Source organism: Nostoc sp. (genome assembly GCF_041747015.1).
Taxonomy (GTDB): domain Bacteria; phylum Cyanobacteriota; class Cyanobacteriia; order Cyanobacteriales; family Nostocaceae; genus Nostoc.
The window spans coordinates 1-16544 of sequence record NZ_JBGTFY010000201.1 but is presented as its reverse complement, the minus strand read 5'-3'; the positions used below and the strand labels follow the sequence as shown (position 1 = coordinate 16544).

The window sequence follows — 16544 nt, the reverse complement described above, 5'->3', positions numbered from 1 at the left end:
AGCAACTAACAAAAGATGGTTTGTAAAAGGTTGAAACGACCTAGTTACGTTAATACATAAGCTGATTCGTTTGTACAGTGTGTAAGTCCTAAAGTTTTACAAATCAGGGTTAAAACCTAAATTTACGGATAAGTTTAATGCCCAATGCCCAATGCCCAATGCCCAATGCCCAATGCCCAATGCCTAATCCTCTTACCTTGTAGGTTGTATTGTGGTTAGTCTGACCCTGTTAGAACCGCAACAGAAAACGCCCCTCCAGCAGTGGTGCTTTGAGAACTCTTCCATAATTCGCATTGGTCGAGCCGCAGATAATCACGTTGTTTTGACCGATAGTTTAGTTTCTCGGCATCATCTAGAGCTGAGACAAGTTGGTTCTGGCAGTGATGGCGGTGTTTGGCAGCTAATTAGTCAAGGTACAAATGGGACTTTCCTCAACGGTGTCCTGGTGATTCAGAGTCCGTTACCAGATAATTCCCTTTTACAACTGGCACAGGGAGGCCCAATACTGCAATTCCAAACCCAGGAGGTGACAGCACTAGAAACTGGTTTGCGATCGCAGCCACAACTGCAAGGGACGGAAGAAAACGCCGCCGCAACATTCTACTCAGCCCAAGGTGGAGCAAATTCATCCTACACTTGTACGCACGAAGGCAACTCCCCGAACAATCTGTTTTGCATCCACTGCGGTCAACCTCTCTCAGTACAACACAGGATTCGCCATTATCAGGTGTTGCGAACTCTCGGACAAGGAGGTATGGGTACGACTTATCTCGCTAGGGATGCGACTGGTCAGATTGCGGGGATGACACAACTGCTGGTGCTGAAGCAAATGAATGCTGATATGGTGAAAATTGCTAAGGCTCAAGAATTGTTTGAGCGAGAGGCGTATACTCTCAAATCCCTTAACCATCCTGGAATTCCTAAGTATTATGACTTCTTTGTAGAAGACGGCAAAAAATACCTGGCAATGGAACTAATCCACGGACAAGATTTGGAGAAACGTGTCTATACCACTGGACCAGTTACGCCAAGTCAAGCGATCGCTTGGATGATCCAAACTTGCGATATCTTAAGCTATCTTCATAGCCAAAGCCCTCCACTGATTCACCGCGACATTAAACCTGCCAATCTGATGGTGCGAAGTTCAGTAAATCACATAGTAGTGCTGGATTTTGGCGCAGTTAAGGAAATTGGCACAGTGCCCGGTACTCGTATTGGTGCAGAAGGTTATTGCGCCCCTGAACAAGAACGAGGACAACCTTTAACTCAATCTGATTTGTATGCAATTGGATCAACGCTGATTTTTCTGCTCACAGGGGAAAACCCGTTCAAGTTTTACTGCCAACGAGGGCGAAACTTCAGGTTTGATGTGGCAAAAGTTCCCACCATTAGTTCCCAATTAAGAGACATTATTGACCGCGTTACAGAACCGTTGCCACGCGATCGCTACCAAACGGCGAAGGAATTAGCTGCGGCTTTAGCTGCTTGCAAAGTCTAGAGATTAGTTAGTAGAGACACCATTAATTGCGTACTAGGGAGTATTGAATTTTAAAAAACCCTATGCTCTATTCCCTATTTCCTACTCTTCATCCCAAGTTTCCACAGCTAGCAATTCACTAACTGGGTCTTGCATAGTAAAGCCAAAGTCCAGCAGTTCCTTTTTCCAGTGCTGCCATTCATTACCATAAAGCAAAGCGATTTTCCAGATGCTATCGCTTGGCTTGATAATGTTCGATTCTATGAGTGATTGCACGTTGCGCTGCAATTTCACCATCGGGTGAATCACTTTTTGAGTCATAACCTCGATTGAATTAAGATGTTTGTTAGTAAATGCTTAATCAAAACTGCTTTCCATTCTGCAATTGTTGCCGGATCGTAGAGTGGTGTAATTGGGTAAAGCTAGTCTTAACTCTTTAAGTATACCATAACCAACTCTACTAAGTTATTCTTAATTTCGGTTTTGTACGGTAATTACCACCACGAAACTCCAATCTCACCAAGCAGTCTTTATGTTTCTTGCAGAAATCAGACAAGGGTTAAGGTATAAGCGGGTAAGGGATGTTTCTGTTTCCTCTTTACCTTTATCCTTTTTCCCCAAGAGTCCAACAGTACCTTTGGTAAGAGATATATTATGGACGCCGAGCAGAATAATTAGCCATCTGGGAAGTTGCACTAAGCAGTATAGCTGAGGACGACTGGGAAAATTGTATTTGTTTTAGTCATTAAAAATATGCGTGCTTGGTAAAGAACCCACAGGAAACAGCTTAGTCTGAAAGTTTTTGATTGACAGTGAAATTTGAAATTGAGTAGAAATATCTACTTTTTCTGTTTATTTAAACGTTATTTACAATATCGCAAACATATAGCATTAAGCAAATTCATCGCAAATCTTTATATAATCTTAATTTTCTGCCCAGTAAATTAAGACCTGGAGGGTTTTGCTTTGAAGTGTAGAGCGATGCCTACGGCGGTAAACTACGCCTGGCAAAATGTCGTCATAGCAAAGGTTTCCCATAAAGTTCCCTCGTCTTGAGAGTCAGCATTTGAAGTTTGTGTGAAAAATTTCTGGACAAGATGTTAGTTTCGGTTGAGCAGGTGGGTATCCTCACAACAGGAGGCTTGCTGTTACCTAAGTATTTACCACAGCAAGTATGTGAGGCATGGCTAGTTCGGAGGCAGAATACCTAATTACCCGCAAAAAGCAGATTGATCGGCGAAAAAGGATTATCACAATAGTCTCGATGTTCTCATTTTTTGGTTCTACAGTGTTTGCAGCCGTTCCAGCAATACAGAAGGCTATTCAACCTAAGCCAGCAATTGCGTCTCCTTCTGTTGAGTCAGGATTACAACAACAGGCGCGGGGTTACGAGCTAGTTTTACAACGGGAACCAGAAAACCGACTTGCTTTAGAGAAACTGTCTTTGGTGCGGTTGCAATTGAAGGATGCTAAAGGTGCGATCGCACTTTTGGAGAAGTTGGTGAAGTTGCGCCCTGATCGGCAAGATTACAAAGTTGTATTAGAGAACATTAAGAAACAAGAGGGTGAGAGCGATCGCAGCATAAATAAGTAGCCTAAATCTAATTAATAAAGGGTGCGATCGCCCTGATGAAGGAATTAGTGAAACAGCATTCAGATAGGCAGGACTATAAGACTTTAGATGTAAAAGTAAGATACAAAAAACAAATTTTATTTTATCAAAAACTAATATTATTATCACTAATAAAAAATTACAAGGAGCAACAATGAACTTAGATGATAAAGCTAACTTAGCTCAATATTCAGAGTGGAAACAGGAAGTTCTTCATAAGCAAGACTTTTTACAAAAAATTTCAGACAGAAATAACCATGTAATTGCAAACCTACTATCTGAGAGTAAACCAATTAAACTTGAACTGGGAGCAGGAAAAGAACGTCAATTAGAAGGATGGACTACTATAGATATTAGTGGAGATTGTGATCTCGTTTTAGATTTGCGAAATCCGCTTATGTTTCCAGATGAAAGCGTTACTGAAATATACTCTTCTTACGTACTTGAACACTTCTTATATCCTTATCAAATGGCAGGTATTTTAAATGAATGTTATCGTATTTTGAAGAAAGGAGGAATTTTTAGTGTATGTGTACCTAATGCTCGAATATATATTGAAGCATACTTGAATAAAGAAAAATTTGATCCTGAAAGATACTGTCAATTTAAACCTGCATATCATTATAATTCCCCAATAGACTATATAAATTATATTGCTTATATGGCAGGTAATCACTTGCATTTGTTTGATGAAGATAACTTAGTATCTGTTCTATCTCAAGCAGGGTTTAATAATGTTAGATTGCGCGATTTTGATTCTAGCATTGATCTTGAAAGTAGAAGAGATGGTTCTATTTACGCAATAGCTGAAAAAACTTCATCAATAAGCATTGGTGTACATAAAGAAGAAATGTTTATTAGCCGAAAAACCATAGAAATCAGCAATAGAGAACAAGAAATTGGCACTATGGATAATTCTGAGTCATTGGCATCATCAAAATTCATTTGTGTGGATTTAGGATGTGGAACTCATAAAGAAGAAGGTTTTATAGGAGTTGATGTTATTGCTGGTGATCAAGTTGATGTTATTACTGATTTAAATGGTCATTTTCCATTTCCAGATAGTAGTGTTGATTTTATCAAAGCACATGATTTTATTGAGCATCTACCTGATAGAATTCATACCATGAACGAAATATGGAGAATCTGTAAACCAGATGCAATAATTGACATTAGTGTACCATCAACAGATGGAAGGGGAGCATTTCAAGATCCTACCCATGTCAGTTTTTGGAATATTAATTCTTTTATGTATTATTGCCAAGAATTTCCTCTTTATTTAGCAGGTTGTCAAAGTCATTATGGTTTTAAGGGGGAATTTAGTATTGTTAGCATTGAAGAAAAACAGTCGGCACATCAAGTTATTCACGTTCATGCTGTATTAAAAGCAATAAAATCAGAAGAAAACAGTTATCAACTAAATTTTAAAGATATAAATTTAATAATATTTCCCGATTGGAATCAATCTATAAATATAATATTTGAACAGATGATAAATGTATGCCAAGCCATTATTGATCACCCCCAAAATAGTGATATTACTTTACTTATTAATACCCAAAATACCAATATAGAAGACGCACAATTTTTATTAGCAGATGTTTTAATGAATCTTTACTATGATCAAAAGACGGAAATTAATAATGATAAATTCCCAGAATTTAATTTACTAAATATCAATTCAACGGACGAATATAAAGGGTTATTACCAATTTTATCCTCTAGAATTGTTTTAGAGGATGAAAACAAAGAATTTATTAATCAAATAGGATTAGAACAGTTACCTTCTTCGACTTTAGAAGAATTCAAAAACGCTTCAATAGCTATATTAGATAAGCTACCATACATACCACTACAAAAAAAAGAAAGTAGTTTATCCAAAGCTTATCAAAAATTTGCTGAACAGAAATTTGTTGAAGCCGTCGAATTATTTCGACAAGCAGTCATTGAAAATCCTCACTTTGCTAATAGTGGTTTAATTCCCTTAGCTCATAGCTTAATATTAACTCTTGACTGGCAGGAAATTTCTAGAAATTTGCCGACAGGTATTAACTATTTAGAAACTTCTGGATGGTTAAATTCTTTATATTTAGGGAAACCTGTTAACCAGGAAGCAAAACCTATTCCTTGGTACACTTATCCTGCTATAGAATTTATTGAAAATAAAATAAATACTAATTTTCGTGTTTTTGAATATGGCAGTGGTAATTCGTCTCTATGGTGGTCTGAAAGAGTAACACAAGTAATTTCTATGGAAAGTGATGCAAACTGGTTTGAATATATCAAAAAAAATATGCCTTCAAATGTAGAACTATATTTGATTGAAGATGATTTAGAATATGCTTCTGCTATTAACCAATATGAAGATCATTACTTTGATGTCATTATTGTTGATGGTATCAATAGAAACCAGTGTGCTGAATTTGCCTTATCTAAAATAAAAGATCAGGGATTTATCATTTTTGATAATACAGACGATCACAGATACGCAGAAGGCGTTAAAAAATTACTAGAATCTGGATTTATAAGGATTGATTTTTATGGAATGATTCCCAGCTATCTTTATAAAAACTGCACTTCCATCTTCTTTAAAGATATTAAGCTGTTATCAAGAGGAGGATTACCTAGTGAAAAACGCTCTTGTTTAGGAAGATCCTGTTTTCAGATTACCAGTCCTGTAATTGCAATTTAAGAAGTAAAAGTTTATGAGTGAATGGCAATTAAAAACTCCAGTTTGTTTCATCATTTTTAACCGTCCTGATGTAACAGAGCAAGTTTTTCAAAAAATTCGTCAAGCTAAACCCCCTAAATTATTAGTGGTAGCTGATGGATCAAGGACAGATAAGCCCGGTGAAGCAGAAAAGTGTGCTGCTGCTAGAGAAATTATTAATCAAGTTGATTGGGAATGTAAAGTATTAACTAATTACTCTGATGTTAATTTAGGCTGTAGGAAAAGAATTTATAGCGGCTTAGATTGGGTATTTTCTCAAGTTGAAGAAGCCATTATTTTAGAAGATGATTGTCTTCCTCATTCTAGCTTCTTCCGCTTTTGTGAAGATTTATTAGAAAACTATCGTCATAATTCCAGAATCATGTTGGTCTCTGGACAGAATCTCCAGTTTGGACAAAAAACACGAAATTATAGTTATTATTTTTCTCGTTATAACCATTGTTGGGGATGGGCTACTTGGAAAAGAGCATGGCAATATTATGATGATATTATGGCACTTTGGCCTCAAGTGAGAGATGAAAATTGGCTATTTGATATTCTCCAAGATGAACAAGCATTTAGATACTGGTCAGCAACTTTCCAAGGTATGTATGAAGGATTTGATACTTGGGATTATCCTTGGCTATTTGCTTGTTATATAAATCAAGGTTTAAGTATTTTACCAAATATAAATTTAGTTTCTAATATTGGTTTTGGAAAACAAGGAACTCATGCAACAGATTCAAATAGTATCCTATCTAATATAGCTGTTGAAGAAATACAGTTTCCCTTAAAACATCCTCCTTTTATAATCAGAGATACGCTAGCAGATAATTTTACTGAAAGAACTTTTTATAGTGGAACTTTAGCTAAAAAAGAACAGGCTATTAATATCACAGAATTATTGAATAATTCTCTTAATTTACTGGTTAATAATCTAAATAAAATAAATCTCCAAAATACAACTTTAGTAACCATATCCTCTGTAGATATAGAACTCACTTTACTGAGTTTAGTAATTTCTAATTTAAACGCAAACTTTAATAGAGTATTATTTTTCACATCTGAGGAAATTGATCAAAGGTATTTGGAATTTTTCCCACAATTAGAAATTATTAAAATTGCTCCTATAGGAAATTTAGTAGAGTATAGTAGATTTGTTATCAAAGAGCTTAATTCATTTATAGATACTGAATTTTGCTTAATTACACAAGGAGATGGTTTTATTATCAATCCTCAACTGTGGTCAGAGGAATTTTTAAATTATGATTATATTGCTGCACCTTGGCGTAAACAAACTCCTCTAGTTAATTCTCAAGGTAAAACTGTAGATATACTTGACTTAACTAAAAATAGAGTAGGCAATGGTGGTTTTTCCCTAAGAAGTAAAAGGTTACTAGAAGTATCTTCACAGTTAGATTTTGATAATCTAAAAACATCTTCGTTATCAGAAGATTTGATTATCTGCCATTATTTTTATGACTGGTTTAAAGATCAAGATATTAAATTTGCACCTTTAGAAATAGCTGTTAAATTTAGTTTTGAGCAACCCATAGAAGAAATTGACAACTTTTCTTGGGAAAATACTTTTGGATTTCATGGAAAAACTTCTCTTATTCCTGTCTTAAATAAATTATCTCAAGATTTTAATTTAGATTGTACTTCAGAAAAACAGCAAAACAGCAATTTTATAGATGATTTTAAATTGAAGGAAATAAATATAGTCATTTTTCCAGATTGGTCAGTAGATGAAGACGATTTAGGTGTTGAAATACAACAAGTTATTCAAAGTATAGCTACTCACCCAGATAAGAGCAAAATTACACTTTTAATTGATACCAGTGATACTTCGGGTGAAGAAGCCGATATTTTTCTAGCGGCTATAGCTATGAATCTAATGATGGAAGAAGAAATAGATATAACTGAGGAGTTAACAATTTCCTTAATAGGTGATTTGACGGAAATTCAGTGGCAAAGTTTACTCCCTCTTATCAATGCGAGAGTTTGTTTAGAAAATGAAAATCAAACGGTAATTCTCAGCAAACAACTAGAGCAAATTCCTTCATATTTTCTAAAAAATTTAAAAGAAGTAAGTACAGCACAGTTTTTTTTTAAGTTAGGTAATAGCTTATTTGTTCAAGGTAAATATCAGGAAGCAATCGCGCAATATCAAAAATTCCTAAAAATCCAATCAGGTGATGCAGATATTTATTGTAACTTAAGCTATTGCTATAGACAGTTAAACCTGCTAGATGAATATTTTAGTACTCTCCAGCAAGGAATTAAGCTTTACCCTACAGATGAAAGACTACATTTTTCATTAATCATCGATTTGCGGCAGAATGGACGTATTCAAGAATCAATTTTAAGTGCCGATTATGCTGCTAAATGCTTCCCTGATGATTATACTTTTCAACTCCTCAAATATTTAACAGTTCCATCAATATATGAGAATCAGGCGGAAATTAACTTTTTTCGCCAGCGCTACACCCAAGGGCTACAAAAGTTAATTCAGTATACATCTCTTAAAACTACAGAAGAACAACATAGTGCTTTAGCAGGTATAGGTCGCCTCACAAACTTTTTCCTATCATATCAAGCACAAAATGATATAGATTTGCAACGCCAATATGGAAACTTAGTGCATGAAATTATGGGTGTTAACTATCCACAATGGGTGGTTCCTTTATCTATGCCTAAGCTTCAGCCTAATGACAAAATTCGTATTGGTTACGTTTCCCATTACCTACATTCTTATAGTGGAACACTTTGGCTAACAGGTTGGTTACGTCAGAGCAATCATGAAAGCTTTGAAATCTACTGCTATTACACAGGAAATGAGCCAGATCCCATTACCCAACAATTTCAAGAATATAGTGATGTTTTCCAGCATATTCCTCATAATTTATCAGCAGCCTGTGAACAGATAATTGCTGATAAGTTGCACATTTTAGTTTTCCCCGAAATTGGGATGAATCCGCAAACTATGCAAATGGCAAGTCTGCGGCTTGCGCCTGTGCAATGTGTCGCTTGGGGACATCCGGTAACAACTGGCTTACCCACAATTGATTACTTTTTATCTAGCGAGTTAATGGAACCTGAAAATGGCCAAGAGCATTATTCAGAAAAATTAATTCGCTTGCCTAATATTGGCGTTTCTTATCCTAAACCGTATATTCCACCAGTTATCAAAACTCGCTCAGATTTTCAGCTACTAGATGATGCGGTTATCTATTTATGCTGTCAAGCTCCTTTCAAATATCTACCGCAATATGATTTTATTTTTGCTGAAATTGCTCGGCGTGTTCCACAGGCTAAATTTGTGTTTTTGCGTGGTACTTTACTTCAGCCACGCCTGAAGCGTGCTTTTGCTGCTATCGGTTTGAACAGCGAGGATTATTGTGTATTTATCAGTATTGCAGAGCGACTGGACTATCTAATGATTAACTTGCTTTCAGATGTTTATCTAGATACATTCACTTGGTCTGGTGGTAATACTACTTTAGAAGCGATCGCTTGTAATCTCCCCATTGTTACCTCTCCGGGAGAATTTATGCGGGGTCGTCACTCTGACAGCTTCCTAAAAATGCTAGGGATGACAGATACTATTGCTGAAAATGAAACTGAATACATCGAGATTGCTGTTAAATTAGGATTAGACCCGGCTTTGCGAGACACTATTGCGGAAAAAATGAGCCAAAATCATTATCGTCTCTTTGATGATAAAGCTTGTGTTGCAGGTTTAGAAGCCTTCTATAAACAAATTTGTAGTAAACACTTTAGTGCTTAAATTTGTAATTTCAGAGGAGAAGGACTAAAGTGCTTACTACGGACTTAAGAATTTGTGCTTGCGTTGTTTTGTCTATAGCGCTTCTCAGTTGAGTTCAATACAGACCTTACCCCAGCCTCTTCTCTACAAGGGAAAGGGAGTAAGATACAATGCCTCTCTCCCTTTCGGGGAGAGGTTTAGAGAGGGTGTTTTTTAGTATATTTTAAGGCTTGACAAACATCCTCTAAAGGTGCTTTTCAAGAAATGCCCTAACCCACTGCATATTCTGTAAACTTCCTCATGAAAGGAGACTGAAACCCTAACACAATGTCCTCTTTTGCAACTCCCATAGTCACCAAATCTGCTGCAATGTCATCTTCTGTACCATTCCACTGAAGCCAAACTTTTTCACCCTTAATATCAATATGGATGATGCAACTATGTACCCAATCTTGCCCTTCCCAGCCTACATGAACTACTTGGTAATGGTCACGTTTTATATCAAAAATATTCTCAACATCTATATTACCGCCAGTGGGTTTTTGCTCACTATAATCCTGTAATATCTGCTGTACAATCTGTCGATACTGGGCTAGTTTATCCATTTGAAAATAACCTCTTGTTCTACATCATAAATAATCATTTTGACTTGATTCTCTTCAATCATGTCTTGGGGAAAATCAAGTTGAAAAAATGTTTTATAAGTTGTCAAAGGTACTGCTAAATACAAAACACGCTCTGGCTGTCGTCGCTTTAATGCGCCTCTATAGTTGATAAACTGTCCCAATGCTGTATGAAATTCTGAGATTGCAGATGATTTCTGCAAAAAACTTTTAACTTCAACAGCAATTTTTTCTCCTTCCCGTTCTGCCGCAATGAGTTTTTCAGCAGCCAAATCAATAGAGACATTCACACCACCCACGCTAATTGAGAGGGGTCATGAGTAATCTGCCAACCATCCTTCTACAAAGCTTTTTTGACAACTTCATGAAAGACATCTTTAGCAGACATACTTATCCACAATTGTATTTCTTATTTTTATATTATCTCTTAAGTTCGCCATACAACATAGGCAAGCACCTCATAGATTTAGGGCAATGCTGTAAGAAAGATCCCCCGCCTCCGGCGACCCCCTTAAAAAAGGGGTAAAAGAGAGATATTAGCCCCCTTTTTTAAGGGGGTTGGGGGGATCTCCGAACACTGGATATCACTAACTGAACTGTGTTAAAGTATACGCTTTTTTAAAGTTACGATAATCTGTAGTTCATTTACCTGGAAATTGTTGTAAGAGGTTATTTTGAGCGCTCAAGCCTTCACTACGAGCTTATTTTGCCTCAATATACCTCTGCCACATCTGCTCATAAGCCTTCTCCATTTCACGGGTAAACTGTTTGCCATTCCACAATGGGGCTGTTTGCCGCGATGCTTTCAGCTTCAGAGCAACTTGCTGGCGTAAAACTTCATCCTTCCCCAAGCGCACACCCCATTCTATATACTCTTCATCTGTCCAGGCAATGCCTTCTGTGATACCCGCATTCATCATCATGGTGTAGCTGTTACGCGCTGCAAATTGTTCACCAACTCGCGTCACTAAAGGGATACCCATCCAGAGTGTTTCTAGGGTTGTCGTAGCTCCGTTGTAGGGAAATGTATCTAATACAATATCAGCGATCGCTAAATTTGCTCTGTGGACAGCCTCAGAGAAATCTTGAGGCAAAAATCGCAAGCGAGAAGAATCTACACCTTCTTGTTCGGCAATTTGGTAAAAGAAGCGTTTAATTGTTTCCTCCTCAGCAGGCCCCTTAATCAAAAAGTAGCTGTTAGGTACTTGTTTGATAATTTGCATTTGCCACTTTATTGTTTCTGGATGGCGTTTATATCCTCTTTGGGCGCTGAGATATACAATAGCATCCATAGGAATATCCAAGTCATCGCGGCGGAGAGTTGGTACACCAACTTCAAAACCATCTACTGCTATGTAAGTTTGAGGTAATCGCCAGATTTTCTCTGTATAGTAATTTTGTGCATCATCTGGCAGTACATAAGGGTCTGCGATAAAGTAATCAATTGCAGGTATGCCTGATGCATCCCATCCTAGCCAAGTAACTTGAATTGGGGCTGGCTTTAGTGCCATCACTTCACAAGTAATATCTAGAGTGATGCTATCAAGGTCAATTAAAATATCAATTTCATCTTGATATATCTGGTCAGCAATTTCTAGACCATTCATCCCAAAATGACGAGCTTTTCCTGCCTGACTTAGATACCACTCTTGGAGATAGTCGTTTCCTAATTTGTAGTTAACAAAATAAGTATGAATGTCAAATTTATCTCGATCGTGATGTTGAAATAACCAGCGAGCTAGCCAACCAACAGAATGACTCCTGAAAGCGTAAGATACATAACCAATTTTTAATTTCTTCGGAGGGTTTGTTAAAGATTGATTATTAATAATTTGACGATTATAGTTTTTTTCTTCTGATTGGGCAAGATTTTTAATATAATTATTAAAAATCTCAGCTATCTTATTATGAATAGCTCGAAATTCAGCAGGAGCATCTTTAATGTGAGGTATCGCAAAAGATGGCGCAAGTAACCGTAATATTCTTCCTTCTTCTAAAGGAATTCGTTCAGCTTTAATAAACTGTTGAAACACAGTTTCTAATTCTTGACAAGTTGTAGATATTTCTTGCCAATATCCCCCTGCTGACATTAGACCCCTTAACAGCAAATGGAGTGCAAAAATTTTATCGGCTAAACCTTCTGATAAAGAATAACATAACCTAGCTCTCTCTATTCCCTGAGAATAATTATGATCATCTTGATAAAAAGTTGCTAAGTGCCGCAAAATTTCTACATTATCTGGCTCCAATCGTAAATGCAATTCTAGCAGAGATGTTGCTACTAAATATCGCCGTAAAGTATGGCCAATTTTCAGAGCAGCAGGAAGCACTATACAAAAGCATTGATGAGGATCAGAGAAATAAGGCAGACTAGCTTCCATTAAATTCAGATTGACTGGATGTAAGGGGATAGTATTTAAAAATTCTTTTAGAACTTGGATTAATAATTCGAGATCGATTTCTATATTTTCTTTTATTCTTAAGGCTTCAATTAATCCCCACTCATTCAAATCATCAATTTCTTCAAATTTTTGCAACTTGAGAGAAAGTATAAGAATTTGAAGCGAATTATTTATACAACTAGGATTAATTTCCCGCATATGCTGGCGAATTAACCAAGCTAGAGAATATTCTGCAAGTATTTCGCGTCTTTCAGCTTCTATTTGCAAAACTTGAAATAGTTCATTTGTCCAAATTTGTAACTGCTCTTCATCTGCCTCTGTCATTGGCAGCATCCAAGTCATTTGAGCTTCTGCTTCTAGCCCTTGTAATAGCAATAGTAGTCCTAAATGCCAATAATAGGAGATAGTATTTGGTTCTATCGCTATTGCTTGCTCGTATAAATTTGCTGCTTGCAAATAGTTCTCTTGAATAAAGTATTGTTCAGCCTGAGCTTGCCAATTATATATATCACTAATCATTTTAATTCTCATATAAAAAGGTATGGGCAATCTAATTGTGAATAAATCACAAAACTGAAATAAAGTGGATAGAAGAATCTACCCACTTGAGAAAATACGTAATTTAGCTGAATAAAAGTCGTGATGACAACTTAAGTTATATATCAAGTGTTGTCGGTGAGTAATTTTGATCTGCTAACTCAGATGTCTACTTAGATAAGCTGGTAAAGTTGGCGGGGCAAGTCACATTAGTCATAGCAGTTACATCTACACCACTGTTAACTCTTGCTTTGTCGGCTTCACACAAAAGAGCTATGGTAGTAGCTTCACTAGTACCAGCTTGAACTACTACACCCACACCGCCGACATAACTTTTGAGAGGCGCGGTAGAAAGTACTGTTGATGCTTGGTTGGTTACTATGGTAGCCGTACCACCACCACCGGCAATCAAATATATGTAATTTGTGGTTTGTGTTGCAATACCTAGACCTAAATTACCAACCTGAGTTGCACCCGCAAATGAGTTTTGTTCTAAGTAATATGCTTGTTGGGCGCGGTTCATGGAACCTACGTAGGTTTTTGCTTCTGACTGCTTGGCTTTGTTAGCTTGGTTCAAGAAAGAAGGCAGTGCGATCGCAGACAAAATACCGATGATGATAATTACTACTAGTAATTCAATAAGTGTAAAACCCTCATCTCCCTTCTTCTTGGCGAGGATGTGTTGAAGAAACTTGGCTTTTAGTTCGGTTTTCATAAGTGTTTTCCTGGGGGTAGGAAGCGTTTGGGTGTTCTAGATGTAACTTACCCACCTGCGATCGCTTTCCTATCACTTTGAGAAAAAAAGTTTGGGGAGATGCAGTTACACAATCCACAATCCTTGCATTCAAAATGGTACAAACATAAATAAGCCCCTAATGTTGACCAAGGGCTAGATTCTCAACTTCAATTGTGGAAGTGCTTTATTCAAACTCAGGTGGCCACAACTCTAATATTGCCAGTTCCCAACCTGGTAGCAAATCTGGTAATGTGAGCGTGTCGCCATTCTGCATCAACACTGGAGCTTGGTTTAGTCGATAAACCATTACTGTCAACTTGTCAGGGTCAATCAATATGCCGACTACAGACCCAAGTTGCAAAAATAACTGAATCTTCTCTTCAAGCGGTTTAATTCTGTCGCTTTTAGATTTAATCTCAACTATCAGGTCTGGAAGCAACTCCAGAAAGTCGCGCTTGGTTTTTTTCAATCGGTCAGCCCGAACAAAAGACACGTCAGGCGCACGCAGGTTTCTTTTTTCCGAGTCGTCCTCTTCTAGTCTAGGTAATATAAAACCTGCGCTAGAGCCAGTGATACGCCCTAGTTTGCGCGACATGACCCAGTTATTTAAGAAAGTAATTAGCCGAGCACCAATTTCTTCTGACTCGTAATCTGATGGCCCCATAACTATGATTTTCCCCTCTACCAACTCCATCTGCCATTCTGGATGCTCAGTTTGTAGCTGCTCTAAGTCTGTAATGGTGAAAGACATAATATTACAGAAAATACTTCTATATATATCATAAGTAGCGGCAATTCATGAATTACCGCTACTCCAAGAAAGCTACAATGTATTGTATTCAAAGAAAAACGGCTGCATAGTTTGCCATTAGTAGCATCAATGAAAACAGATATAATTTTTTATGAACTTATTAAGGAACTACCACAGATATTTTTTGAACTTATTGATAAACCTGATACTAATCCCAATATCTACACATTTATTGCACCTGAAATCAAACAACAATCATTTCGTTTGGATGGCTTATTTTCTACTGTCAAGGGATTTGAAAATGAACCCTTATACTTTGTCGAATTGCAAACCTACAAAGATGAAGAATTTTACGAACGACTTTTTGGAGAAATTTTTGTTTACTTCCGTCAATATAAACCAGCAAACTCAGACTGGTACGCAATTGTTATCTACGATCGCCGTATTCATGAAACTCTACCTCACCCCCGCTATCAGGTTTTAGTAGAACAACATCTACGCTGCATTTATCTCAATGAACTTTCCACTATGGCTGAAGATTCTTTGGGGATAGGAATTGCCAAACTATTTGTAGAAACACCTAAAAAAGCTACTTCCTTAGCCCAACAGCTAATCAATCAAGCTAGAGAAAAATTAACGGATGAAAATCTTCAACAGAAAGTGCTAGGATTTATCCAAGGCATTATATTTTATAAGTTTCCCAATCTGACTTTAGAGGAAATTGAAGCCATGCTTGATTTAGATGAATTTAAAAATACTCGATTATACGAGAGTATCGTGGCAAAGACAAAGCCGAAGACAGAACTAGAAACAAAATTGAAATTAGTCCCAAAATGTGTTGAGCGGGGTATGAGCATTCAAGACATAGCAGAATTTTTAGAACTAGATGTTGAAACTATCAGGAAATATCTGCAAGAACAGTCTTAGCAGTTAAGAGGATGTTTAACAAGTGTTGAGCGCATAGTACCGTAGGCATTTTGCAATCGCTTACCATCTGGCATAGCCAATCACAGTTTGTTATGCTATATTAAACGTAGTCGTTATGAGTTCAAGTATGGTCATGACTAACCCCACAGTAGAAAACTTAGTAATTATCGGTTCTGGGCCAGCAGGGTACACAGCCGCCATTTATGCCGGACGCGCTAACCTGAAACCCGTTGTATTTGAAGGTTTCCAAGCCGGGGGTTTACCTGGTGGACAACTAATGACAACCACGGAAGTCGAGAACTTTCCTGGGTTTCCCCAAGGGATTACCGGGCCGGAACTGATGGATCAGATGAAGGCGCAGGCGGAGCGATGGGGGGCTGAACTATATACTGAAGATGTTATTTCAGTTGACTTGAGTCAGCGTCCTTTTACTGTCCGCTCAGAAGAAAGGGAAATTAAAACCAACAGCATTGTCATTGCTACTGGTGCAACAGCAAAGCGTTTGGGTTTACCCAGCGAACATGAATTTTGGAGTCGGGGAATCTCTGCTTGTGCGATTTGCGATGGTGCAACACCAATTTTTCACGGTGCAGAATTGGCTGTAATTGGTGCTGGCGACTCGGCGGCGGAAGAGTCAATTTACCTCACCAAATACGGTTCTAAGGTGAATATGTTGGTACGCACCGATAAAATGCGGGCTTCTAAAGCTATGCAAGACAGGGTTTTGAGCAATCCGAAAATCCAGGTGCATTGGAACACAGTAGCCGTGGATATCTTCGGTAATGGTCACATGGAAGGAGTGAAAGTCCGCAATACCAAAACTGGTGAAGAGAGCCAACTGCACGCTAAAGGTTTATTCTACGCCGTTGGTCACAGTCCTAATACCTTTCTATTTAAGGGGCAATTAGAACTGGATGAGGTGGGTTACGTTGTCACCAAGCACGGTACTGTAGAAACCAGTGTAGAGGGCGTTTTTGCTGCTGGCGATGTCCAAGATCAT

Annotated in this window: 11 protein-coding genes and 1 pseudogene; 6 read left to right on the top strand and 6 right to left on the bottom strand. The window is 37.5% G+C overall.

Going from position 1 to position 16544, the window contains the following annotated elements; all coding sequences use genetic code 11:
* The first annotated feature begins 211 nt into the window (after positions 1–211).
* On the top strand, positions 212–1498 hold the full coding sequence (locus ACEW80_RS16870) for a protein kinase (protein WP_373527699.1): 1287 nt from the start codon (positions 212–214) through the stop codon (positions 1496–1498).
* A gap of 81 nt (positions 1499–1579) precedes the next feature.
* On the opposite strand, the gene ACEW80_RS16865 is transcribed toward ACEW80_RS16870, so the two are convergent.
* On the bottom strand, positions 1580–1798 hold the full coding sequence (locus ACEW80_RS16865) for a DUF4327 family protein (RefSeq protein ID WP_373527698.1): 219 nt from the start codon (positions 1796–1798) through the stop codon (positions 1580–1582).
* Between the two features lie 862 nt (positions 1799–2660).
* Here ACEW80_RS16865 and ACEW80_RS16860 point away from each other — a divergent pair.
* From ACEW80_RS16860 to ACEW80_RS16850, 3 genes are all read left to right on the top strand, one after another.
* A complete protein-coding gene (locus tag ACEW80_RS16860) occupies positions 2661–3071 on the top strand; it encodes a tetratricopeptide repeat protein (protein WP_373527697.1) in 411 nt (136 codons plus the stop codon).
* A 172-nt stretch (positions 3072–3243) separates the two neighbouring features.
* Positions 3244–5781, top strand: coding sequence for a methyltransferase domain-containing protein (locus ACEW80_RS16855; RefSeq protein ID WP_373527696.1), 2538 nt, complete (start codon positions 3244–3246; stop codon positions 5779–5781).
* 13 nt (positions 5782–5794) lie between these two features.
* Positions 5795–9589, top strand: a complete 3795-nt coding sequence (locus tag ACEW80_RS16850) for a DUF5672 family protein (RefSeq protein WP_373527695.1) — start codon at positions 5795–5797, stop codon at positions 9587–9589.
* A gap of 248 nt (positions 9590–9837) precedes the next feature.
* On the opposite strand, the gene ACEW80_RS16845 is transcribed toward ACEW80_RS16850, so the two are convergent.
* The 5 genes and pseudogenes from ACEW80_RS16845 to ACEW80_RS16825 form a co-directional block, all read right to left on the bottom strand.
* On the bottom strand, positions 9838–10173 hold the full coding sequence (locus ACEW80_RS16845; RefSeq protein WP_373527694.1) for a XisI protein: 336 nt from the start codon (positions 10171–10173) through the stop codon (positions 9838–9840).
* Positions 10161–10516: pseudogene (locus tag ACEW80_RS16840) on the bottom strand (element excision factor XisH family protein). Before ACEW80_RS16840 ends, ACEW80_RS16845 begins: the two are co-directional and overlap by 13 nt.
* 376 nt (positions 10517–10892) lie before the next feature.
* Positions 10893–13112, bottom strand: coding sequence for a tetratricopeptide repeat protein (locus tag ACEW80_RS16835; protein WP_373527693.1), 2220 nt, complete (start codon positions 13110–13112; stop codon positions 10893–10895).
* Positions 13113–13299: 187 nt separating this feature from the next.
* Entirely contained in the window at positions 13300–13845 is a 546-nt protein-coding gene (locus ACEW80_RS16830) for a type IV pilin-like G/H family protein (protein ID WP_373527692.1), read from the bottom strand.
* A gap of 205 nt (positions 13846–14050) precedes the next feature.
* A complete protein-coding gene (locus tag ACEW80_RS16825; protein ID WP_373527691.1) occupies positions 14051–14617 on the bottom strand; it encodes a Uma2 family endonuclease in 567 nt (188 codons plus the stop codon).
* A gap of 129 nt (positions 14618–14746) precedes the next feature.
* Between ACEW80_RS16825 and ACEW80_RS16820 the strand changes: the two genes are divergently transcribed.
* Together ACEW80_RS16820 and trxB are read left to right on the top strand one after the other, a co-directional pair.
* Entirely contained in the window at positions 14747–15544 is a 798-nt protein-coding gene (locus ACEW80_RS16820; RefSeq protein ID WP_373527690.1) for an Rpn family recombination-promoting nuclease/putative transposase, read from the top strand.
* 133 nt (positions 15545–15677) lie between these two features.
* Positions 15678–16544, top strand: an 867-nt coding sequence (gene trxB / locus ACEW80_RS16815; RefSeq protein WP_373527689.1) for a thioredoxin-disulfide reductase, incomplete at its 3' end; no start/stop codon positions are given.